The 21,946-nt window shown below is 41.6% G+C and carries 21 protein-coding genes; 15 read left to right on the top strand and 6 right to left on the bottom strand.

Going from position 1 to position 21,946, the window contains the following annotated elements; translation table 11 throughout:
* Positions 1 to 5 precede the first annotated feature (5 nt).
* A complete protein-coding gene (locus N780_RS11475; protein WP_036784021.1) occupies positions 6 to 1,448 on the top strand; it encodes a glycoside hydrolase family 32 protein in 1,443 nt (480 codons plus the stop codon).
* 66 nt (positions 1,449 to 1,514) lie between these two features.
* On the opposite strand, the gene glsA is transcribed toward N780_RS11475, so the two are convergent.
* The gene (gene glsA, locus N780_RS11470) at positions 1,515 to 2,462 is read right to left on the bottom strand and encodes a glutaminase A (protein ID WP_036784019.1); all 948 of its coding nucleotides are present in this window, start codon (positions 2,460 to 2,462) and stop codon (positions 1,515 to 1,517) included.
* Positions 2,463 to 2,588: 126 nt separating this feature from the next.
* On the opposite strand from glsA, the gene N780_RS11465 reads away from it, so the two are divergent.
* Complete coding sequence (locus N780_RS11465) at positions 2,589 to 2,963, top strand: DnaJ family domain-containing protein (RefSeq protein WP_438942504.1); 375 nt, start codon at positions 2,589 to 2,591, stop codon at positions 2,961 to 2,963.
* A gap of 432 nt (positions 2,964 to 3,395) precedes the next feature.
* On the opposite strand, the gene N780_RS11460 is transcribed toward N780_RS11465, so the two are convergent.
* The gene (locus N780_RS11460) at positions 3,396 to 4,172 is read right to left on the bottom strand and encodes a 3D domain-containing protein (RefSeq protein WP_036784015.1); all 777 of its coding nucleotides are present in this window, start codon (positions 4,170 to 4,172) and stop codon (positions 3,396 to 3,398) included.
* A gap of 683 nt (positions 4,173 to 4,855) precedes the next feature.
* Entirely contained in the window at positions 4,856 to 5,686 is an 831-nt protein-coding gene (locus N780_RS11445) for an HAD family hydrolase (protein WP_036784008.1), read from the bottom strand.
* A gap of 166 nt (positions 5,687 to 5,852) precedes the next feature.
* On the opposite strand from N780_RS11445, the gene N780_RS19260 reads away from it, so the two are divergent.
* The 7 genes from N780_RS19260 to N780_RS11410 all read left to right on the top strand — a co-directional run bounded on the left by N780_RS19260 (position 5,853) and on the right by N780_RS11410 (position 12,007).
* Positions 5,853 to 7,607, top strand: a complete 1,755-nt coding sequence (locus tag N780_RS19260; protein WP_052115031.1) for a CAP domain-containing protein — start codon at positions 5,853 to 5,855, stop codon at positions 7,605 to 7,607.
* Positions 7,608 to 7,675: 68 nt separating this feature from the next.
* On the top strand, positions 7,676 to 8,122 hold the full coding sequence (locus N780_RS11435; RefSeq protein WP_036784004.1) for a DUF4385 domain-containing protein: 447 nt from the start codon (positions 7,676 to 7,678) through the stop codon (positions 8,120 to 8,122).
* A gap of 80 nt (positions 8,123 to 8,202) precedes the next feature.
* Positions 8,203 to 8,868: an SOS response-associated peptidase gene (locus N780_RS11430; RefSeq protein ID WP_036784002.1), complete on the top strand. Its 666-nt coding sequence runs from the start codon at positions 8,203 to 8,205 to the stop codon at positions 8,866 to 8,868.
* 218 nt (positions 8,869 to 9,086) lie between these two features.
* Positions 9,087 to 9,560 carry a sigma-70 family RNA polymerase sigma factor gene (locus N780_RS11425; protein ID WP_232299531.1) on the top strand — a complete coding sequence of 158 codons (474 nt, stop codon included), beginning with the start codon at positions 9,087 to 9,089 and terminating at the stop codon, positions 9,558 to 9,560.
* Positions 9,560 to 10,009, top strand: coding sequence for a zf-HC2 domain-containing protein (locus N780_RS11420; protein ID WP_036783999.1), 450 nt, complete (start codon positions 9,560 to 9,562; stop codon positions 10,007 to 10,009). The genes N780_RS11425 and N780_RS11420 overlap by 1 nt, the downstream gene beginning before the upstream one ends.
* The gene (locus tag N780_RS11415) at positions 10,002 to 11,087 is read left to right on the top strand and encodes a hypothetical protein (protein ID WP_036783997.1); all 1,086 of its coding nucleotides are present in this window, start codon (positions 10,002 to 10,004) and stop codon (positions 11,085 to 11,087) included. Before N780_RS11420 ends, N780_RS11415 begins: the two co-directional genes overlap by 8 nt.
* On the top strand, positions 11,084 to 12,007 hold the full coding sequence (locus N780_RS11410) for a LiaF transmembrane domain-containing protein (RefSeq protein ID WP_036783993.1): 924 nt from the start codon (positions 11,084 to 11,086) through the stop codon (positions 12,005 to 12,007). The genes N780_RS11415 and N780_RS11410 overlap by 4 nt, the downstream gene beginning before the upstream one ends.
* Positions 12,008 to 12,475: 468 nt before the next feature.
* Here N780_RS11410 and N780_RS11405 read toward each other — a convergent pair whose 3' ends face one another.
* On the bottom strand, positions 12,476 to 13,846 hold the full coding sequence (locus N780_RS11405) for an alanine/glycine:cation symporter family protein (RefSeq protein WP_036783990.1): 1,371 nt from the start codon (positions 13,844 to 13,846) through the stop codon (positions 12,476 to 12,478).
* Positions 13,847 to 14,017: 171 nt separating this feature from the next.
* Between N780_RS11405 and N780_RS11400 the strand changes: the two genes are divergently transcribed.
* Genes N780_RS11400 through N780_RS11390 form a run of 3 tightly spaced genes read left to right on the top strand, consistent with a single transcriptional unit; the run spans position 14,018 to position 15,652 of the window.
* Positions 14,018 to 14,488 (top strand): low molecular weight protein-tyrosine-phosphatase, encoded by a 471-nt coding sequence (locus N780_RS11400; RefSeq protein WP_036783988.1) that lies wholly within the window; start codon positions 14,018 to 14,020, stop codon positions 14,486 to 14,488.
* Between the two features lie 16 nt (positions 14,489 to 14,504).
* The gene (locus N780_RS11395; RefSeq protein ID WP_036783986.1) at positions 14,505 to 14,798 is read left to right on the top strand and encodes a YtxH domain-containing protein; all 294 of its coding nucleotides are present in this window, start codon (positions 14,505 to 14,507) and stop codon (positions 14,796 to 14,798) included.
* Positions 14,799 to 14,836: 38 nt separating this feature from the next.
* Complete coding sequence (locus N780_RS11390; RefSeq protein WP_036783983.1) at positions 14,837 to 15,652, top strand: YihY/virulence factor BrkB family protein; 816 nt, start codon at positions 14,837 to 14,839, stop codon at positions 15,650 to 15,652.
* Positions 15,653 to 15,991: 339 nt separating this feature from the next.
* Here the strand turns inward: N780_RS11390 and N780_RS11385 are convergent, their stop codons facing one another.
* Positions 15,992 to 17,923 (bottom strand): heavy metal translocating P-type ATPase, encoded by a 1,932-nt coding sequence (locus N780_RS11385; RefSeq protein ID WP_036783982.1) that lies wholly within the window; start codon positions 17,921 to 17,923, stop codon positions 15,992 to 15,994.
* A 277-nt stretch (positions 17,924 to 18,200) separates the two neighbouring features.
* Between N780_RS11385 and N780_RS11380 the strand changes: the two genes are divergently transcribed.
* The gene (locus N780_RS11380; RefSeq protein WP_036783980.1) at positions 18,201 to 19,043 is read left to right on the top strand and encodes a transporter substrate-binding domain-containing protein; all 843 of its coding nucleotides are present in this window, start codon (positions 18,201 to 18,203) and stop codon (positions 19,041 to 19,043) included.
* Positions 19,044 to 19,155: 112 nt separating this feature from the next.
* On the opposite strand, the gene N780_RS11375 is transcribed toward N780_RS11380, so the two are convergent.
* Positions 19,156 to 20,322, bottom strand: coding sequence for an MFS transporter (locus N780_RS11375; RefSeq protein ID WP_036783977.1), 1,167 nt, complete (start codon positions 20,320 to 20,322; stop codon positions 19,156 to 19,158).
* A 212-nt stretch (positions 20,323 to 20,534) separates the two neighbouring features.
* Between N780_RS11375 and N780_RS11370 the strand changes: the two genes are divergently transcribed.
* Entirely contained in the window at positions 20,535 to 20,933 is a 399-nt protein-coding gene (locus N780_RS11370) for an OsmC family protein (protein WP_036783975.1), read from the top strand.
* A gap of 131 nt (positions 20,934 to 21,064) precedes the next feature.
* The gene (locus tag N780_RS11365) at positions 21,065 to 21,874 is read left to right on the top strand and encodes a YfkD famly protein (RefSeq protein ID WP_232299530.1); all 810 of its coding nucleotides are present in this window, start codon (positions 21,065 to 21,067) and stop codon (positions 21,872 to 21,874) included.
* The last annotated feature ends 72 nt before the right edge of the window (positions 21,875 to 21,946 follow it).

The raw sequence follows: 21,946 nt of genomic DNA, 5'->3' as shown, positions 1-21,946 counted from the left end.
CTTTTGTGTCTCATAGAGATAATCAGCTTCGCCAAGAGGCTTATGCAGAAATCGAGAAATTTCGTGATCAAGTAGAAGCCGATCCTCATCGCCTTCGGTTTCATATCCAGCCACCTGTAGGTTTGTTAAACGATCCAAATGGTTTTATCCAATACAATGGCACCTACCATATGTTTTATCAGTGGATGCCATTTAAAACAGGACACGGTGCAAAATATTGGGGACATTATACATCCGATGATCTAGTAAATTGGCAGGCAGAACCGATCGCTCTAACCCCTTCCGAATGGTTTGAGAAGAATGGTTGTTATTCCGGAAGTGCTGTTGAAGCGAACGGATTGATGAACTTGTTCTATACGGGGAATGTAAAAGATGAAGAAGGCAACCGTGAAAGCTATCAAGTGTTAGCAACGTCAGAAGACGGGATTCATTTTGAGAAGCAAGGTGTCGTATTAGAATTACCTGAAGAATATACCGCCCACTTCCGAGATCCAAAAGTATGGAAGCATGGTGAGTATTGGTATATGGTTGTTGGTACACAGAATCACGATCTACAAGGGCGTGTTGCTTTGTTCCGTTCATCTGACCTTAGTGATTGGGAGCACATGGGCGTTGTAACTGGTGCACATACGGATCAACTGGATGATTTCGGCTTTATGTGGGAATGTCCAGATTTGTTCGAACTTCAGGATAACCACATCTTAGTTGTATCTCCTCAAGGGTTAGAAGTAGAAGGCAACCATTATCAAAATGTCTACCAATCTGGTTACTTTGTGGGCGATATGAATTATGAAACAGGGAAGCTTAAGCATGGTTCATTTAAAGAACTGGATCAAGGGTTTGAATTCTACGCTCCTCAAACCACTCTAGATGATCAAGGGCGTCGCATTTTAGTTGGCTGGATGGGTGTACCTGACCAGGACGAAGAACACCATCCAACGATTAAGCATAAATGGATTCATACGCTTACTCTCCCAAGAGAGTTAACGCTTGATGGGGACAAGTTGATCCAAAAGCCTGTGGCGGAGTTAGAGAAGCTTCGAAAAGAAGAAATCTCTTACGAACGCGTGGAATTAAACGGGGTAGAAACAACGATTGAAGGAATCGAAGGGGATGCCTTTGAACTTCAGCTTGGGTTTGAACACAACAAGGCAGATGTGTTCGAGCTAACGCTACGAAACAATGCGCGCGTTGTGTATCACAAGCCAAGTGGTGAATTAACCCTTGAGCGTAAACGATTTGAAGATCGTAGAATGGAATCAAGAACGTGCAAAATTGGTGAATTAGAAGATCTTCGTTTATTCGTAGATACATCTTCTGTAGAGATGTTTGTTAATGGCGGAGAAGAAGTCTTCACAGCTCGTTACTATCCTGAGCAAGAGAATCGTTCCGTTTATTTTGCTTCTTCAGGCGAGCTGACGTTAAATGTTTCTCATTGGAAGCTATAAGAAATAGAATCATCTAAAAGACGCCTTTGGGTTTTGCCCCAAAGGCGTCTTTCGTTTAATGACCTTTTACTCTTTAGCTTCAGGATGAAAGATGTTTAAACCGAGATCCTTCGAGAGACGTTCAAGGATTTTACTACCAGCTACACTGTTACCTTTAGGGTTAATAGCTGGTCCGATAACGCCTATTCCATAACGCCCTGGAACTGCTCCGAAAATCCCGCCGCTGATTCCGCTTTTACATGGGAACCCAACATTTACAGCAAAGCGACCTGATTCGTTATACATGCCAGATGTCATCATAATGGCTTCAATCGTTGTTAAATGATCGGGATGTAGAAGTTGTTCTCCTCCTTCAATCGTTTTGCCGCCGTTTGCAAAAAACAAACCGAGTAAGGCTAAGTCCCGTACCTGAAACTGTATGGAATTAATCCTGAAATACAAATCGAGCGCCTCCTCAGGATCAAGAGCCACAGAACCTGTACTGCTCATATAGTAAGCAAGAGCGCGATTCCGATCTCCTTTACGTCTTTCAGCTTTATAGACATCTTCATTCATGTGAATGTCATCGTGACCGAGGACGCTCTTTAACATCGTCATAATCCGCTCAAAACGCTCCTCTACTGAAGATCCTTTGATTAGAGAGCAAATGGCAATGGCCCCTGCGTTAACCATTGGATTAAACGGTCTATGTACATCATCAGCTTCCAAATGACTAATGGTATTGAAGAAATCACCCATTGGCTCCATCCCAACGGTTTGGAAGACTTTTTCTTCCCCGAGGTCTTCTAGTGCAATCATAAGACTGACAACTTTAGAAGCACTTTGTAAAGAAAAAGAGAGATCCGTAGTACCTGCTGTGTAGATATTCTGATCTAAATCAATCACAGCTATTCCGATGTCGTTTTGATTTAGTTCACTCACACAAGGGAGGCTTTGAACGACTTCTCCCTGAGTGGTATAAGGTGTATATTCGGTTATTATGTCTTTTAAATATTCATTGCTTAATGTAACCAATATTCCTGCCCCCAATCGTCTTCGTCCTAATTATGTAGCCTAACTTTCCGGTGTCGAAACGTCCTAAACGGTATGTTACAATTTTTGTAACGTAACGAGGAGTTCTCATAAAGGAGGTTCAGTCACTTGGATTATGTAACGATGATGGCTGAGGAGAAGATTAAACAAGCTGAGCGTGAAGGTGCGTTTAAAGACCTCCCTGGTAAAGGGAAACCGCTCGATTTATCAGAGATTCAAGCTGTTCCTGAAGACCTTAGGGCGAGTTATACGATTCTTAAGAATGCGAATATGCTTCCTGAAGAGATGGAAGTGAAGAAGGAAATGATTCGCATCGAAGAACTTGTGGCCCTTTGTACAGATGAGGAAGAACGACTTGCTTATCAAAAAGAGTTAAACGAAAAGCAGATTCATTTTCAAACGTTAATGGAAAAACGGAAGATGAAAGAATCGGGAGCTTATAAGAGGTATAGCGGTAAAATTCGCAGTCGTTTTGGTTTATAATCTGAAGCCTTTGGTCGTTATGTTTAATGAGTGTTAGGGCTATATTTTGACTAACGGCCCGTTTCTTGAGCTTTGTGTTGCCAATGGAATATACAGGTTTTTTGTGAATTTGAATGGTCTTAAGGTTGTTCAAGACTAATAAATAACACCACTGTGTTCTCTTTTGAAGAGTGCGCAGTGGTGTTTTTATTTTAGTCAGAGAGCTTCAGTAATCCTAAAAATCGAAGCTAAGTCACTGGGCAGGATAGCTCCGTTGCCAGAAGCCTGCCCTGACGGAAACGCCCTTATCTTTCGCAAAATAGAAATATCTCAACTTCATTTCTTCTTCCATATAAGGGGGCTTATATGGAAAGTTAAATGGTATGAGTAGAGCATAAAAAAGCCCAAAGCTGCTTTCAGCTTTGGGCTTGTATCATTTTTTAAGGGAAGGAATTAGTCTAAGATTGTTACATCTACTGATTTACGACCCCAGTTTAGGGCTTCTGATTGAGAAGGGATGAAGACGTCGATTCTGTTTCCTTGGATGTCGCCACCGATGTCTCCTGCTACTGCTTTTCCGTATCCTTCTACATATACTTCAGTGCCTAGTGGAATTACATTAGGATCAACTGCGATTACTTTGCGATCTGGGTTTTCAAGAAGGTTGATGCCCGTTCTTGTAATACCTGAGCACCCAACGCAATTCGCTGTATAGGCTGTTGATTCCATTGTAATCGTCTTTTGTTCTTGTTGTTGTGTTTGAACTTGTTTTTCTTCTGTTTTAGGTTCAGCAGGTTGTGTGCTTGCAACAGTTGATTTTTCTTTTGTAGCTACGTTTGATCCGTTTACATTCAGGGTATCTCCTGAATAAATCGTATTTGAACTTAAGCTATTCCAATGTTTTAACTCATTCACACTTACATTATATTGTTGACCAATAGCGAACAGTGTATCGCCAGGTTGAATTGTATACACATCACTGTCAGCTGTTGCTGTTTGAGCAACTTCACTGTCTCCGTTGCGGTTTACTGTTAGTTTTTGGTTCGGGAAGATTAAGTTAGATGTTAGGTTATTTTCTTGCTTTATTTGTTCAACGGACACATCGTAATCCTGAGAGATTCCCCATAATGTGTCGCCGCTCTTGACGTCTACTTCTTCTGCGCTTGCTGTGATCGCTGTTGTTGTAGAAATCGTTGCTACAGCAGCTAGGGATAGAAATAGTTTTTTCATTTTGTTGACCTCCTGGGAATTACAATAGCCATGAGCTGTTGAAATTCGCGGTTTATTGAGTAACGAATTAACTCTATGGACTACTATAACAACCTAATGGGAAAAGCCCAACAACAGAATGACAACAATGTGATTGCAATTCTAACAAGAATGTTACATGCATTTTACAATGTGGGAAAAATAGAGAAAAGGACCCTATTAGAGGATCTTTTTCTCTATTTTTCTGCATTTGAAGCTGAGAGAATGTTTCCGTTAACTCTAGTTGAGCGTAAGGTGGCCCTGGAAACCACTCGCTTTCCTGTGGGGAACTAGATAGGCTCTTCTGCCCACGGGAGTCTCGCAGTTTCCAGGCCCACCTTTACCATACAAGGAGGAACGAAAGCATGCCGTATAGGGTAACAACAGACCTACTGATGCGAATTGCGGGGCCGTTCACCCACCTTAAAGACAGGGCTTGCTCGGGGACTGCGAGACTCCCGCGGGAAAAGGAGCCTAGGGAAGACCCCGCAGAGAGCGAAGCGAATGAGGAGGCTTCCCAGCTCCCCGCAGGAAAGCGAGTTGTCCCCGAGCAAGCCCAAGCACTCTTAAACGTAACGGCCCCTTCCTGCTGAAATATCTCAACTTCAAGAAGGGGGGTTATATGGATTAAATGAATGCAACAATAAACAGTAACAGAGCTTAATTTAAAGAATGTCTGTTAACGAACGAACAGGATGGAGCTTATCGTGTTCCATATTTGGCTCATCAGGAGTGAGCCAGATGGCGTGCATGCCGAATTGAAGAGCCGGGGCGATTTCGTTCATGAAATTATCGCCAATAGAGACGGCTTCTTCTGGCTTAACTTTGTACCGTTTTAATAGCTCATGGAAGTGTTCACTCGTTTGAACGGGTTTTGTAGCTGATGTGATCCTGTCATGGAATAGATTCTGGAGGTTCAGTTCCTTTAGTAAACGATCTACATCTGTAGCCTCGCTATTAGTCATAAGAACGATCGTTTTCTCTTTTTTTATTTTCTCCAAGAAAGAACGTAATCCAGGTGTCTCTGTTAGCCACCCTTTTTGAGATGACATGTCGACTTTTGTTTCATCATAAGCTTTGTGACATTCACTCATCGGTAACCCATAATGACGAGCGAGTACATATGGGGGCCACCAGCCATCTCCGATTGCAATCCATCGGTCAAAATCAAATGTAGAGGCGGGTAATGGTTCATTTGAGGAGCGCTCTACTTGTTCACCGTTCCATGATTCAGGGTTGCTGATCTTTTCGGTAAATGGGTCCCACGTCCAGAATAGATCTTCTTTCGTGTCATAGACTTTTCCGATGGTGAGGGGGTGAAGGCCTTCTTTTACTTGTGTAAAGTCTCTTAAAAAAGACTCGTGTTCTTCTTTTGGTAATTTATCCTTTAACTTATAAGCAAAATGATCAAAATGTTTTGTGTCTTCATAAAGGGTTCCGTCTAGGTCGAAGATGAAGAGGTGACATTCGTCTAAGTATGAATCATGTTGAGACATGAGCGATCAGCTTCCTTTCCGGCAATTTGTTTCATTATCTGAAATCCCTTCTTCGATTTCAAGTAAAGAGGTAGGGAAGGGTATGGAAAAACTTTCTGAACCACTAGGAGTGTTGGTTTGTTTCTAGTAAAATAAAAGTAAAAGATCGGAGAAAGGTGTTATAAAGATGATCAAGCATTCGGTTTGGGTTCTAGTAGGTATTGTGTTGTTCGTCCTTTCGCCAGATCACGTTCATGGTACTGAGAATAATCAGCCTGAGAGGGAGTCCAATTCTTATACGATTCGTTATCATGAAGAAGGAGCTCCGACTGGTTTAGTATCTACAAGTTCCCCGGATATTACATATTTTATAAAACTATCACATTATGATTTGCCCTATGAGGTGGACATGTTTTTAAATGGAAAAGAAGTTTCCTCAACGTATAATGAAAATACAGGTATGCTCACTTATGAGGCCCGGGGTTTAACAGGTGCAAATACAGTAACAGTTCAACTTGAAGTGTATGGTAAAAAGCAACTTGAACGTTCTTGGTCATTTGAAATAGACAGTCGTAATATGGATCCTTTTGCTTCAATGGATAATGAAATATTGACCTCTGTCGGAAACGATGCGCTTGCTCGTGCTAACGAATATCGTGAGCGTTTGGATATTCCTTTATTAAAAAGCAATGATCATTTAAAAGAAGCAGCTCAAGCTCATGCCAATTATATGAACGTCTATTCCAAAGGTCACCATGAAACGAACAACAGCGCTAACTTATTTACCGGAAAACAACCTGCAGAAAGGACGTCTTATTTTGGTTATCCAAAATGGTTCGTAGGAGAAGGGATTTCTTATGAAGAGCCCGGCGGAGCATCAGCTGTTGATCATCTCTTTGACGCTCCTTACCATCGTTTGAGCTTAATGAACCCGTTTTATAACGAAGTAGGAACAGGATACAATCATCAAGGCGACGTAGTCATGAACTTTGGTGGAGATGGAAGTGAAGGGGAGCATCGTATTATTCAGTATCCTTACCCAAATCAAAGAGGTGTGCCAGTTTCCTGGTTTGCTTATGAAACGCCTAATCCTCTTCGTTTTTTCAACCGAGATCAGGTATGGACAGGGTATCCTGTTTCTTATGTGTATTATGGTCCTTCCTCTCATGAACTCCAAGTTTCAGAGGCATCATTAGTGAATGAGGATGGTGAAACAGTCCCATCCTACACGGTCACGCCACAAATGGAGAACGAAGGTACTCATCACGTTTTCCTAATTCCAAAAGAGAAGCTTATGCCGGGTGCAGGTTATAAGGTGAGAGTGAATGCTCAAGCGAAGACAGCGGAAGGAAATCTATTTGATGTGTCACGAACTTGGTCATTTAAAACTGGGGCGAGTGTTCTGTTTGATGATATTTATTTCGAAGCACAGAACGGGGTTCACTTTCTAACATTAGAATGGGCAAATGGAGAAGATCCTGAAGCTAAGGCTATCTTGAGTAAAGAAGATAAGGTTTATATAGAGAAGAAAGGTGATACGCAGCGTACTGTTCAATCCCTTCAATCAGGAACATATGAGTTGAAGGTTGATAGCCCTCACTTTAATGAGCAAGAAACCTATATCGTCAAGATTGAAACGGGGAAACTCCCTCACTACCAATACGGAAGCAACCTAAAAGTTGTGGACTTCTATCAAACGAATTCACTAGAGGCGCTCTATCAAAAATTCCCGATATGGGAAGCTCGCCAAAGCTTTTACGGCTCGTATAAGGTCTTTAATGATAGGGAGCAGCAATCGGATCATAATGAGGAGGGCACCTTCATTTTGGATCGTATAGGGAACTTAATCGCATCTTTTTTAAATGGAAGTGAGGCAGGAGATTCATCTACTGTTCTACCCACTCAAGAAGAGGGTGAAGAAAGTGGTTATATGCCTTACTAGTTTAAGAAGATTGAAGTGTTTCCCCCTCCTTTGTATTGGGAAGTTTAGCAAAGGAAGGGGGTTTTTCTATGAGCTTTGATTATGAAATGGATTTCGACAACATTAATTTTAGAGAGCGGCCGGACCTTTACAGAGTGGGGAAGGGAGAACAAGGTGTGCTAATGGTAGAGCCATATAAAAGTGAAATCCTTCCCCACTGGCGATTTAAAACTCCTGAAATCGCACAAGAGTCAGCAGATAAGATTTATGAACTGTTTCAGCAATACAAAGAGCAAGAAGATTTTGTCGGCATGGATATGGCGCGTAAATACATCCAAATGGGATATACACGAGCAAGACGTTATGCAAATTACAAAGGTGGAAAGAAGTACGACCAAGATGGCAATATAAATGAAAGAGACATCGACGAAGAAAAAGCCGAATCGGCACGCATCTTTGAGGAAAAGTGGAAAGAAGTGCGTAATGATGATGAATACTTAGCTTATAAGAAAGAGCATCAGAAGAATTATGGGTGAATTCTCTGTAGGTGCAGTTCAATTTGAAATTCTGCTGTAAAATGCTTACACTACCAGTAAGTAGAAAGGGGCGGAATGACATGTGTGGTCGTTTTACATTTTCAATAGAAGAACACGAGATTTTAAAAGAGTACGGGATTAAACCAGATGAAGACTTGATTGAACCTCGTTATAACATTGCACCTGGTCAACAAGTAGTAACGGTTGTAAATGACGGCGAGAAGAACCGGATTGGTCAATTGAAATGGGGGCTCGTTCCTGTCTGGGCGAAGGATCCTTCTATTGGGTATAAAATGATTAACGCAAGGTCTGAAACAGCTCATGAAAAGCCAAGCTTCAAACGTCTGCTAGAGAGAAAAAGGTGTCTGATCTTAGCGGATAGTTTCTATGAGTGGAAAAAAGAAGATGGAAAGAAACAGCCCTATCGAATTTCTCCTCAAGATCGACCTTTCTTTGCATTTGCAGGCTTATGGGACCGGTGGAAACAAGGGGAGGAAGAACTTGTAACCTGTACGATCTTAACGAAAGAAGCCAACGACTTCATGGCGCCCATTCATAATCGAATGCCAATTATTCTCCCCAGAGAACATGAGTCCTGGTGGATGGAGCAAACAAAGCAAGATCCTGATGAGATGCATGATTATTTGAGCCAATTAAATATAGAGACCCTAGAAGCATATCCGGTCAGCACGTATGTAAACAACGCTAAGAATGAAGGTCCGGAATGTGTGGAGCCTCTAGCTTAGAATGAGAGATAGGGATAGGGTTTTCGAATTGATAATGACTAAGTTCAGGTTTATAACCTGAGCTTTTTTATGTTTTGAAAAATTTTTCTAAAATGTGTAGGGGATTTGTTGTATGCTTCGTCTATAAGGTGGATTAGGAAAGAAGGGAGGGGAGCAGAATTCAGGATGAGCGGTTAATTGAAAAGGTTAAGGCAGGGCATCAGCAGGCGCTCAGGCTTTTGATTGAGCGTTATAAAGGACACGTGTTTAAAGTAACCTATAGCGTTGTCCGTGATGAGAAAGAGGCTGAAGATCTGGCTCAGGAAACATTTATAAAAATGATGGATGCGCTCCCCTCTTATCAGTCGCAAGGATTTAAAACGTGGTTAAGTCGTATTGCAATGAATAAAGCAATTGATTATAAGCGCAAGAAAGCCAGGCAAAAAGAGGATTTAGCTTTTGAAACGTTTGAGTATGAACGGATTCAAAGTGCTGAGGAAGAATGGCTTGAACATGAGAAAGTTACGGCTGTGTCTCAGTCTATCGGCTTGTTGCCAGCTAATTATCAAGGGGTTGTTCAAGCTTATTACATAGAAGGGAAATCATACAGCGAGATTGCTAGTGAGCAAGCGCTTGAGGAGAAGACGGTTGAGATGCGATTGTACCGTGCTAGGAAATGGATGAAACGAAATTGGAAGGAGGATGAGTTTTGATGAAGCATATAGAGACGACTCGGTTAGAAGCATATATAGAAGATTCATTGAGTGACCATGAACGTTGGGAAATAGAGGACCATTTAGATGTATGTGATTTATGTTTTGAAGCCTACATGACTAGTATAGAAACTTGGACATTAGAACCATCCCTCGCAATGGATTTCACTGATCAAACGTTTGATCAAATTATCAAAAAGCAAGTGATGCCGGGTAAAGAGGCTAAGCGAAGTGCTGTGCAGAAGCAGAAGAGGACGCTGGTGCATTACGGACTTGCGGCAGGCTTAACGATGATTTTAATGATATCGGGTGTGTTTGAACAAGTGCTTCATGTGTTTGATGAAGATTCATTTAAAGAAAGACCTTCTATCTCGAAAAATATTGTAAGTGAAACAGATCGGTTGTTGCAGAAAGTAAATGAAGATATGAGGAGTGATGCAGATGAATAAGTCAGTAATATTGGCATTTTTCTTTTCCTTTGTACCAGGATTAGGGCAACTATATCTCGGTCTTATAGTGAGAGGGGTGTTGTTTGGAGGTTTGTTCTTTGCTCCTTTATTTATTATTGCAGTAGCGGTAATGAATGCAGGAGGGGAAGCTCTTATACTATTGATTTTTCCTTTGCTAGTGTGGCTTATAAATATGGTGGATATGATAAGGAATTTAAGAAAATTGGAGAAGAGAAGCCAGCAAATAGAGATTACAGAGAAGGGCAGCACAATTCCGTCCACTTCGAAAGACCAAGAAAGGGTTGTAACTATTCTCTTATCATTTATTCCAGGTGTTGGCCATTTTCATCTTGGGTTGAACCAAAGAGGGCTCACCTTCCTTGTAGGATTTATTGGAGTAGGCATAATGATCTTCTTTGTCGCAGCTATTACTAGTACGGGTGGGTTTCTTATTTTCCTTTTAGCCCTGCCGGTCATTTGGATATACGGTTTATTTGATGTCATTCAGCTGTTAAATCAGAAAGATAAAGGCGAGACTCTTGAAGATCGGACAATACTAGAAGATTTTGACCGTCACCGTGATAGTGGGAAGAAGAGTCGTGTTATCGCGACATTACTCGGGATTTTCCCAGGAGCGGGACATATGTATTTAGGTTTACAGCGCAGAGGGCTACAACTAATGGCTGCATTCTTATTGTCGATCTATATTCTTGATGTCTTACATTTATCGATTTTCTTATTCTTGATTCCGATTATTTGGTTCTTCAGTTTCTTTGATGCTCTTCAGCTTGCTAGTCGATATGAAGAGGAGATCATTGAAGATATTCCAGTTATTAAATACTTTATTAATCATCAGCGTTGGATCGGAATTGCGCTTATTTTGCTAGGTGTGTTCTACATGTTAGATGATGTGTTAATGCCTGTATTAGCAGATGAAATCCGTGAAACGTTTCAGATCAATCTCTATTATTACTACGAACGCTATTTCCAAATGATTATTGTCTGTCTGCTCTTTATCGGCGGGGGGATTAAGCTATTATTAGGTTCAAAAGTGAAGAAGGAGGAGGTCAGCAAATGAGAAAGTGGCGCGTAGGAACGGTATCAATGGGACTTTCACTTATCTTCCTAGGAGTCTTACTAATGGTTGGGCAGTTTACAGATTGGGATCCTATTACATTAACCATGTCGTGGTGGCCGTTTATTTTAATTGTGCTTGGAGTCGAGGTGCTTGCATACATTGCTCTATCTAAGAAAGAGAAGCCAATCGTGCAATATGACTTCCTTTCAATCTTCTTTATCGGAGTACTTGGAATGGTCGCCCTGGGGTTATATTTAATGACTTCATTAGGTCTGGTGAATGAAGTGAAGGGAGCTATGAATGCAGAACGAGTTCAAGGTCCCATGCCTTCTATAGAAGAGTCAATCTCAGAAGATATCAATACGATCGTGCTTGAGCAAGCGTATGATGATTTGGTCGTTGAGACGAATAATGCTCGTAAGGTTCACATATTTGGAACATTTACCTCAGAATTTCTTAAACAAGAAGATTTAGATAAGAACGATGTAGCTTCAATTAACAAAGTAGGAGATAAACTGTACATTCAATTATTGCAAGGACCGTCTAAGGAAGGAATGCACTACAGTCGAACAACGTTTAACCGTACGATTTCCTTGCCGGAAGACGTTGATGTTGAGATCCGTGGGACTACAGGGAACCTGAAACTAAACGCAGGGAACATCACGGGGGACTGGATGATTGATGAAGCCCGTAATATGATCCTGAATCTCTCAAAAGAAGCCAGCGTTTCTGTTAAAGCTGAAAGTTATTCTGAGCAACTAGGTTGGGATGTTGAGTGGGATAAAGAAGAAACGATTCGTAGCGGTGACGAGAAGAATGAATTGTTTTATAAAGAGAAAGTGTTTGGAGATGGAGAAGCGGTCATACAACTGAATCTGGTTGATCAATTTACAATCAAAGACGTGGGCCCTAGGTCTTAAGAGGTTTTGCTTCATGGGGGCCGTTACGTTTATTGAGTGGTAGGGGTGTCTGGGGAACGACTCGCTTTCCGCGGGCGAGCTGTCGAGCCTCCTCCCTCACTGCGTTCAGTCCGGGGTCTCGTCGACCTCTTTCTCCCGCAGGAGTCTCCCCGTTCCCCAGACACCCCTTGCCATGTGAAGTACGAACGGCCCTGCTGCTTGGGCGTTCCTGATGCCTATTTGAATCTACATGTGGCATGTTTCCGTATCTACCGATATGGCAAAGGTGGGCCTGGAAACTGCGAGACTCCCGTGGGCAGAAGAGCCTAGGTGAGACCCCGGAGCCCGGCTTTGCCGGGTGAGGAGGCTCACCAGCTCCCCACAGGAAAGCAAGTGGTTTCCAGGCCCACCTTACGCTCAATTACAGCAAACGGAAACATTCTGTCAGCTCATAAAAAGAGCATCCTCGAATGAGGATGCTCTTTTTTGTTAGGCTTCATAACTGGGGTCAGATTTTGCTTTTCGTTCTTCTTTTGCAACGCGCATAAATCGTTTTGTTTCGGAAACAACCACACCAGATAATCCAAGAAGGCCAATTAAGTTTGGTGCAGCCATAAGACCGTTCATGATATCAGCAAATGTCCAAACGATATCAATTTTGACAACAGCCCCAACGAATACAAATGCGATGAAGACGATTCGATAGGCTGGGAGCATTCGTTCTTTCGTTAAGTATCCAAAACATTTCTCTCCGTAGTAAGACCAACCGACAATTGTTGAGAACGTGAAGAAGACCAAGCCAATTGCGACAATCATTGAACCGGTACTACCGAGGAAATGCTCGAAGGATGCACTTGTTAAATCGGCGCCATCAATGTTTCCTGAATACATATCCGCCATAACAATTGTAAGTCCTGTGATCGTACAAACTAAGATGGTGTCTAGGAACACTTGAGTCATGGAAACGAGTGCCTGACGGCCAGGATAGTCTGTTTTGGCGGCAGCGGCTGCAATGGGTGCAGAACCAAGACCAGCTTCGTTCGAGAATACGCCTCGAGCTACACCGTATCGGATTGCGCTACCTACTGCTCCACCTACAGCAGCTTCCCCTGTGAAAGCACTTGTGAAGATCGTAGAAAAGGCAGGACCGACAAGATCTAAGTTAAGAAGGATAATAATAAGACCAGCAATAATATAAAATATCGCCATAATTGGTACAAAGAAAGATGTTACTTTCCCGATACTTTTAATCCCGCCTAAAACAACTAAAATCGTTAAGACTGTTAAAATAATTCCTGTGAGCCAAGTCGGCACATTAAACGTAGTGTCTACGGCATCAGCTAACGTATTGGATTGGGCCATGTTTCCAATTCCAAAAGCGGCAATTGAACCAAAAAAAGCAAATAAAATCCCAAGCGGCTTTGCTTTTAGACCTTTTTCAAGGTAGTACATAGGACCACCGGCCATTTTGCCATTTTTGTCAGTCACACGGTATTTAACCGCAAGTATGGCTTCGGCATATTTGGTTGCCATACCAAAGAGTGCTGTGATCCACATCCAAAAGATCGCACCAGGCCCCCCTAGAAGAACCGCTCCAGCTACACCGGCGATATTACCTGTTCCAATAGTCGCCGCCAAGGCGGTTGTAAGCGATTGGTAGTGAGAAATATCTCCCTTTGATTTTTTGTCTTGTCGTTTTGGGCTAAACGCAAGCTGAAGAGCGTAGGGTAACATGCGTAATTGAAGAAACCCTAATCGAATCGTTAAGTATATTCCTGTTCCGACTAGCAGAACAAGGAGTGGTGTTCCCCATACGAAATCACTAATGCTACTTAATACTTCTAAGATCTGCTCTTGCATAGTACTGACCTCCTTTTTTCATATAGTATAAATATTCTGAAAAATCAGAAGAAATGTCAAGGGTCCGTGTGCTAAAAATTTTTATAAGTTTTCGAAAAGAGCTATGATGTGTAATTGAGTAGAGGATTTTATATAATAAAGAAAGAACTAATGATAGAAGAGGGTGATCGCTTGATAAATGTATTGTTTGTATGTCTTGGGAACATTTGTCGCTCTCCGATGGCGGAAGCGGTGTTTAGGAATTTAACAGAGCAAGAAGGGTTGAGAGGGCAATTTCGGATCGATTCAGCTGGTACGGGAAGTTGGCATGAGGGGAAACCCCCTCATCAGGATACGCGCAGAATGTTAGATCAACATAACGTTTCTTATGAGGGGATGACTGCCCGCCAAGTCAAGGTTTCTGACTGGGACGAGTTTGATTACATTATTGCAATGGATCGTCAAAATTATAGTGATTTAGAGACACTTCGTTCGTTTGATGAAGGTGTGGTAGTTGCTCAGTTCATGGATTTTGTAGAGGACAGCGATGATAAAGACGTTCCGGATCCTTACTTCACAGGGAACTTTGAGGAAGTATATGAACTTATCGAAAAAGGCTGTGAAAACCTTTTAGCTGACATAAAAGAAGCTTATCAGTTATAAAATAGGAGGAGATACCATGGGAGAAAACAAGTTAATAAAAGGCATGTTAATCGGGGCATTAGCGGGTGTTGTGTATGCGCTTTTTGATAAAGATACTCGACTCGAAGCTTCAACATGTGTAAAGCGAACGAGTGGAAAAATAAGAGAGTATGCAGCGCACCCATCTGATGCGATTCACGACTTTCGTTTGAAATACGAACATATGGCACAAGCTGTTACTGCAGGTTCTGAGCAAGCTGTTCATATCTTGGATCAGCTTAATGAATTTCTAGAAAAGATCGAAAGTCAAAGCGAAGAACCTCCTGAGTAACAACACTCCATTATTCATATGTGAGGTAGGGGGATACATTGTCGACTATAATTCAATTCGGGAAAGATTTGTTTCGTCGCTTCTCCGACCATGAAGTGGCTGGTCTTGCTGCACAATTGGCCTATTTCTTTCTGCTATCCATTTTTCCATTTATGATTTTTTTAATTGCGCTTATGGCTTACTTGCCGATATCTATTGAAGATATCGTGTTGGCCATGTCGCGCTATATTCCAAGTGAAGCGATGGATTTACTAACGACAAACTTAGAGACGAAAAATACAGGGCTGTTATCAGTCGGTTTACTTGCAACGCTATGGTCTGCTTCAAATGGTACGAATGCTGTCATGAGAGCATTTAACAGAGCTTACAATGTTCAGGAAGACCGCTCGTTTATTAAAAGTCGTCTCATTGCCATTGTACTTACCGTAGCGATGTTTATTGTCATACTTGTTGCTCTTATGCTTCCGGTATTCGGTAAAGCGATAGGGGTGTACATCTTTTCATGGTTTGGTGTGTCTGAAGATTTTCTGGCTATATGGAATGCGTTGCGATGGGTCATATCGTCTACGCTCTTCTTGCTTGTACTGATGTCTTTATACATCTTAGCACCTAACCATCACGTAAATATCCGGCAATCATTTATTGGGGCTGTATTTGCAACGGTGGCCTGGCAAGCTGCTTCGTTAGGGTTCTCATTTTATGTGAATTCAGGTGTGAGTAACTATTCTGCTACTTACGGGAGTTTAGGGGCTGTCATTATTTTAATGATTTGGTTCTACCTCTCAGGTGTTGTGATCATTCTGGGCGGCGAGATCAATGCGATGTTGCGTGAGCGTCAATGGTTTAAACGGTAACTCTTTCAAAGTCCTTACGATGTACATAAAGGGTGTCTCCTCGGAGCATTCTAATAAGGACTAATGAGAGGGAGGTTGATGTCGAATGGCTAATAACAAGCGTAACCAAAAAGCACGTAGTGATAAAAACCAAAATAAACAAACTTCTGATGATGCAAAGCACAAAACAAGCAGCTCAGCGAATAAAAAGAACAATTTCCATTAATAAATAGGCGAAGCTCAATTCGAGTAAGCTTCGACAATAGAAAGTCCCGTTATTTAGTTAGCGGGGCTTTTTTGTATGGAAATTAAAAAGGAGCATGTAGCTGAAGGACAGCTTCATACTCCTTGGATCTTCTCCTATGAGCGCAATAAACGAAGACCGTTTAAAATAACAAGAATGGTACTCCCTTCGTGGCCAACCACACCTAGAGGAAGGTTTAGGAACTGTAGGAAATTCGAAATGATGAGTAGCATTATAACGAGTATAGAAAAAATCACGTTTTGTTTCACAATTCGATTCATTTTTGTTGATAAAGACAATGCATTCGATATCTTCGGTAAATCATTCTTCATAAGAACGACATCCGCTGTCTCGAGTGCGACGTCCGTCCCTTCTCCCATAGCAATTCCTACGTTTGCGGTAGCTAGGGCGGGTGCATCGTTAATGCCATCGCCTACCATGGCCACATTGTCAAAGGATTGGCGGAGAAGCTTCACTTGTTCAACTTTGTCTTCTGGCAAACACTCCGCGACGTAATTGTCGATACCGCATTCTTTTGCGATGGCTTTGGCTGTTGTTTCGTGGTCACCTGTAAGCATTACGGTGTAAATGCCATTACGACGTAAGGTTTGGATCGCGCGTTTCGTATCCTTGCGAATTGTGTCTTTGAGCGCAATTAATCCAGCTATGCCATTCTCATCAGCAATAAAGGTTAACGTCTTTCCTTCGTTTGCTAATTTCTCAGCTATGCCGTTTTGGAAATGGAAAGCTTCTTCTTCTCCAACGAAAGCAGCTTTCCCGATTTTCCATTCCTTATCATATACGCTTGCTGTTACTCCGTTTCCGGAAACATCTTGCATATTGAATACATCCAAGTGCTCAGTAGCGTTATTTTCTTCCCCGTATTTTACGATGGCTTGTGCAAGTGGGTGATTCGATTCCCGTTCAATCGAAGTGAAAATCTCTAATAAGTTCTCATCTTCTGAGCGGAAGTAGGCATCTGTTACTACTGGTTTCCCGTTCGTTAAAGTACCTGTTTTGTCAAAAGCGATGGCTTGAAGATGGGATAGATTCTCTAGATGAACGCCTCCCTTAAAGAGGATGCCATTCCGTGCTCCATTAGAGATAGCAGATAATGTTGCAGGCATAATCGATGCGACAAGAGCGCAAGGAGAGGCAACTACAAGCAGAATCATCGCTCTGTAAATCGTATCCTGCCAACTCCATCCGAAAGCATAGTGAGGGATGAACATCATAAGAGCCACGGCAATCAGAACAACTTTGACGTATGTTCCCTCAAATCGTTCAATGAATAACTGGGAAGGTGATTTTTCGCTTTGGGCCGATTGAACGAGTTGGATGATCTTTTGGAAGAGCGTTTCGTTAGATCGTTTCGTAATCTTTACCGTAATGCTCCCGTTAATATTAACAGTTCCGGCAAAAACCTCTGCACCGATTTCTTTCGACACGGGTACGGATTCACCTGTAATAGCCGCTTCGTCCAAAGATGTATTTCCTTTAACGATTTCTCCATCTGAAGGAACGCGTTCACCAGCCTTTACGAGGATGTGATCACCAATTGTAAGTTCAGAAACGTGAACGAGTTCTGTGTTTCCGTTATGAACACGAAGAGCTTCTTCTGGTTGAAGGTCCATCAGAGATGAGATCTCACGTTGACTCTTGTTCATTGTGTACGTTTCAAGAGCTCCGCTCATAGCAAAGATAAAGATTAAGATAGCACCTTCTGTCCAGTACCCAATGGAAGCCGATCCGATCGCAGCAAAGATCATGAGCATTTCTACATTTAGGTCTTTATCTTCGATTGTTTCTTGGACACCTTCTTTTGCCTTAGCAAAACCACCTATGATAAAAGCAGAAATGTAGAGGCCGACGGTAGCAGGGTCACTAAGTATACCTTCTGTTAACCAAGCTGATAAAATAATCATTCCACTTATAATGGCCGCGATTAATTCACCGTTGTTTCTTACTCTGGCGATAAAAGCGGATGGATTATGTGTGGTGGACGTAGTGGAAGGGGAGGTGTTCATTGCTTTTGATTCAGCTGACATTTTCTCAACTCTCCTTTTTTAATTGAGAATGAAAACTCTTTTCAATTATCTCAAATGTTTCGAGTGTGTTTCGTAAGAGTATTAATGATAGTGATAACGATTCTTATTTATAATTATTATAATTTAGTATGTAATTTAATAGTAGCACGTTTCTGATCGAAGTCAAGACTTACCACTTAAATACGCATGCGCGGAGGATAATTTGTAAACTCACTTGAATTCAAAGGGGGTGGTTGCTATATTAAGTGAGATTACATCAAGAGGAGTGACAACAGTTTTGAAACGTGTAGTGATCTATGGAGCTCTCATATCCTTTGTTTTTCTTTTATCGGCGTGTTCTCAAGATACTCAACAATCTGATTCTAAGTGGGAACGAGTAAAAGAGAGTGGCGAGCTTGTCGTTGGGACCTCTGGAACGCTTGTAGGCGTTTCTTATACACCAGAAGGTTCTAATCAATTGTCGGGCTATGACGTAGAAGTTATGCGAGCCCTTGGAGAGCAAATGGGTGTAGATATTATATTTAAAGAGATTGGTGTAGATGAAATGTTTGCGGCAGTAAAGAGCGGAAAGGTTGATGCTGCAATGAACGACTTTCAGATAAATGATGAGCGGGAGAAGAGCTATTTGTTTAGTAATCCTTATAAGTATTCGTATACCACCATGATTGTGCGGGAAGACGATTATAGCGGAATTGAGGAGTTGGAAGACCTGGAGAATAAGAAAGCAGGGGGAGAAGCCACGACGACATTTAGTGAAATTGCACGTGCTTTTGGAGCTAAAGTAATTACATATGATAACGTTTCGAATGAAGTTTATTTAAAGGATGTCCATCGAGGAATACTTGATGTTATTATTAATGATTATTATTTATCGAAGTTAGGGCTTCAAGCATATCCTGAATATGATCTTGTCTTACATCCTGATATTAAACTAAACCCAACTGAGCATGGAGTTTTATTAAATAAGGAAAATCGATCTCTTCAGCAAGAATTGAATAAGGCCATGTTGTCATTGAGACAAGAAGGTCAGCTAACCCGTCTTGCTAAACAATTCTTCGGTGAAGATGCATCCGTCAAACCCCAAGCCCCAATCCCACAAAGTCCAGTAGCAACACAATAAGAAAGAGGCATCCCGTTACAGGATGCCTCTTTCTTATTGTAAAGCAGCGAAGCGTGCCAGACACCATTTAGTGCTTTAGTGTGACAGAGGGTGTCTGGCACGCTGTGGGTCTTTATTGTGTTGAAGCGAGTGGTGCTTCTTTCTTTAGGGAGATCGGAATTAATATTAGGATGAGCATGGTAGTGATGATGTGGAAGAAGGACGCTTCAGGCAATAAGTCAATAAAGACTCCTCCTGTGTAGGGTCCAATTATACTCCCGATACTAAAAGAAATTCCGCACATAATATTCCCGGCAGGCAATAGGCTCTTTGGTAGTATATCAGTCATGTAAGAAATACCGAGCGAGAAGATCGATCCTACAAATATGCCTGAAATTGTAAATAACGCAAATAACCAGGCTACAGATTCCTCATAGATCGAAGCAAGGAAGAAGCAAACGATTCCTGCGAGGATTACACCAATAAGCACGTTTTTACGACCGATTTTATCACTAAGGATTCCTAGGGGAAGTTGTGAAAGAATACTTCCAACTGCAAACATAGGGATGATTAATGACAGCATACCCACTTCATGTCCAATACGCATTCCGTACACAGGGAAGTTGCCGTGTAGGGTGGCTTCTAGAAAGCCATATCCAAATGGAGGCAGGAATGCTACCCAAGCTAGTTTTCCGGCTTGAAAGAAGCGGGAGAAAGAGCTTGAAGAAGAGGTGTATCCTCCATCATCTTCTGGATACTGATTGCGTACAAAAAGCATAAGAGACCAGACAAGTATACTGAGACCGGCGGATAATAAGAATGGTAATGCAATATGGATATCCACGAGCCTTGTCATTAATGGGCCAATCGCAAAGCCGGCACCAAAGAATAAGCCATATAACGCAATATTTCGACCTCTCCGTTCTTCAGGAGACGTTGTTGTAATCCAAGTCTGCGTTCCAAAGTGAAGCATATGATCCCCGATTCCAATCGTTACGCGCAAGATAAACCAGAACCATAAAGATTCCCAGAATGGAAAAAAGGCCATGGATACAAAGACAAGCGCACCACCTAGTAAAATCATGGGCTTAAAACCGATTCGTTGAAGAGGTTTTTCCATAAAGGGAGATGCAAGTAAAACGCCAATATATAATCCAGTCGCATGTAGTCCATTAATTGATGAAGAGACACCGTTTTGCTCTAAAATAACTGCAATTAACGGAAGGAGCATCCCTTGGGTAAAGCCTGAAATCGAAACTAAAAGAATTAATGCTGTAAAGCGAAAGCGTGTTGAAGCCATTATGTCGTCCTCCAAAACTTGTTCATCTGTTTATGCTACTAACGCTCATTGGAAATAGCAAGAAAAATCCGGTTAAGTCTCTTGTTTCATAAAGGACCTTGTGGCAAAGTTATGAAGGGTTAATGTAAGCAGATTACGTTATCAATCCACTAAGAACGGTTACACTATAAGTAACAAGAAATCTAACTAAATTTGAAAAGGAGTGAAGCATCATGCCACAACTACAATTTTATTTGAAAAATGAAGGTGTTCGTACATCTACGGAATTTGGTCAACTTAACATTTCACCTGATGAGGAGAAAGGGTTTCGCCCGTTTCAATTGATGGTATCTTCCATTGCAAGTTGTAGTCTTTCTGTTTATCGTCAAATTTTAGACAAGCAGCGTATTGGTTATGAGGATATTAAAGTGACAGCTGATATTACTCGTAATGAAGCTGAAGCCAATCGAATTGAGAAGATTCATTTGCACTTTGTCGTTAAAGGATCACACCTTGATGAAGCGAAGCTTACAAAGAACTTAGAGTTATCTAGCAAGAACTGCTCAATGGTTCAATCCGTTAAAGGTAGCATCGAGATTGAGGAAACAGTTGAAGCGATCGAGCTAAACTAATTTTGTATAAAAGGGAAAGAGCTTTGCTGCATGAGCAGTGAAGCTCTTTTTTGTGTATGAAATGAACCTCTGTATGCATACAAACTCCTGAGGACGTTCAAACTAAGCAAAAATCGAAAGGAAAGTGACCGATGAAAATAGATATGAAACAATTCCTTGCTCTTATTGTCGCTATCGTCCTACTTGTTCCTGGGTTTGTGAATGCAGCTGAAAAGAAAGGCTCTGATGAAAGTCAGGATGAAAAAGGCAAGATTCCAAGTCACGTATTAAACATATCAAAAGACAATACTTATCCTAACTCAACGCAAGATCAAGTGACGTTAGAGCCAAGTGAACTAACAAGAGAGTTAATTGAAGGTTCTGAAGTGAAAATTGAGAACCCTCAGTTAATTAAGATGCTTAATGAAACGAACTTAAAACCGTCACCTGTAGCGATTGGTTATCGTGGCATGATCTATATGGGGCACTGGCCACTTCAATATGAATCAGAAGAAACAAGTATTAATTGGCAGTACCAAAAGATTAACCAAAACCAATTAAACAATCTTGGTGGTAAAGAGACGCAAAAGCTTAATTATAATCAAGAGGCTGAGAAGCATATCAAAGGTGGCTTAACGGCTAAGATTGAAAAAACAGAAGACATCAAAAAGATGATGCTCCTTGAGGCGCAGGAGAATACAGATTTACCACTATCGTTCCATACGGTGTTTGGTAAAGGAACAAAGAAAGACAACTCCTACGGTATACCGCCTAAAAAGATCGGAACATTAAGTGCTTTTGCCCCAGCCGTAAATGAAAAAGGGAAAGTTACATTTGGAGAAGTATATATTGAATTAAAAGGTTCAAAAAAATACCTTGTTGTAAAAAACGTAACCAAACAAGGAATCGGAGCCTGGATCCCAATCCAAGACCACATCTCCTTCAACTTCAACATCCAATAACACTTTAGCCAAACAAAGCGTGCCAGACACCATTTAGAGATTTAGAGTACTAAAGGGTGTCTGGCACGCGGT

Source organism: Pontibacillus chungwhensis BH030062, assembly GCF_000770675.1.
Classification (GTDB): Bacteria; Bacillota; Bacilli; order Bacillales; family BH030062; genus Pontibacillus; species Pontibacillus chungwhensis.
The sequence above is the reverse complement of the archived record's forward strand: the minus strand, read 5'-3'. Positions and strand labels throughout refer to the sequence as shown.

What these genes read in the sequence shown, in the direction of transcription:
- N780_RS11370 (WP_036783975.1), top strand. Translation starts at nt 20,535, where the DNA reads ATGCCACAACTACAATTTTATTTGAAAAATGAAGGTGTTCGTACATCT.
- N780_RS11375 (WP_036783977.1), bottom strand. Translation starts at nt 20,322, where the DNA reads ATGGCTTCAACACGCTTTCGCTTTACAGCATTAATTCTTTTAGTTTCG.
- N780_RS11445 (WP_036784008.1), bottom strand. Translation starts at nt 5,686, where the DNA reads ATGTCTCAACATGATTCATACTTAGACGAATGTCACCTCTTCATCTTC.
- N780_RS11415 (WP_036783997.1), top strand. Translation starts at nt 10,002, where the DNA reads ATGAATAAGTCAGTAATATTGGCATTTTTCTTTTCCTTTGTACCAGGA.
- N780_RS11405 (WP_036783990.1), bottom strand. Translation starts at nt 13,846, where the DNA reads ATGCAAGAGCAGATCTTAGAAGTATTAAGTAGCATTAGTGATTTCGTA.
- N780_RS11365 (WP_232299530.1), top strand. Translation starts at nt 21,065, where the DNA reads ATGAAAATAGATATGAAACAATTCCTTGCTCTTATTGTCGCTATCGTC.
- N780_RS11460 (WP_036784015.1), bottom strand. Translation starts at nt 4,172, where the DNA reads ATGAAAAAACTATTTCTATCCCTAGCTGCTGTAGCAACGATTTCTACA.
- N780_RS11385 (WP_036783982.1), bottom strand. Translation starts at nt 17,923, where the DNA reads ATGTCAGCTGAATCAAAAGCAATGAACACCTCCCCTTCCACTACGTCC.
- N780_RS11395 (WP_036783986.1), top strand. Translation starts at nt 14,505, where the DNA reads ATGGGAGAAAACAAGTTAATAAAAGGCATGTTAATCGGGGCATTAGCG.
- N780_RS11435 (WP_036784004.1), top strand. Translation starts at nt 7,676, where the DNA reads ATGAGCTTTGATTATGAAATGGATTTCGACAACATTAATTTTAGAGAG.
- N780_RS19260 (WP_052115031.1), top strand. Translation starts at nt 5,853, where the DNA reads ATGATCAAGCATTCGGTTTGGGTTCTAGTAGGTATTGTGTTGTTCGTC.
- N780_RS11410 (WP_036783993.1), top strand. Translation starts at nt 11,084, where the DNA reads ATGAGAAAGTGGCGCGTAGGAACGGTATCAATGGGACTTTCACTTATC.
- N780_RS11420 (WP_036783999.1), top strand. Translation starts at nt 9,560, where the DNA reads ATGAAGCATATAGAGACGACTCGGTTAGAAGCATATATAGAAGATTCA.
- N780_RS11430 (WP_036784002.1), top strand. Translation starts at nt 8,203, where the DNA reads ATGTGTGGTCGTTTTACATTTTCAATAGAAGAACACGAGATTTTAAAA.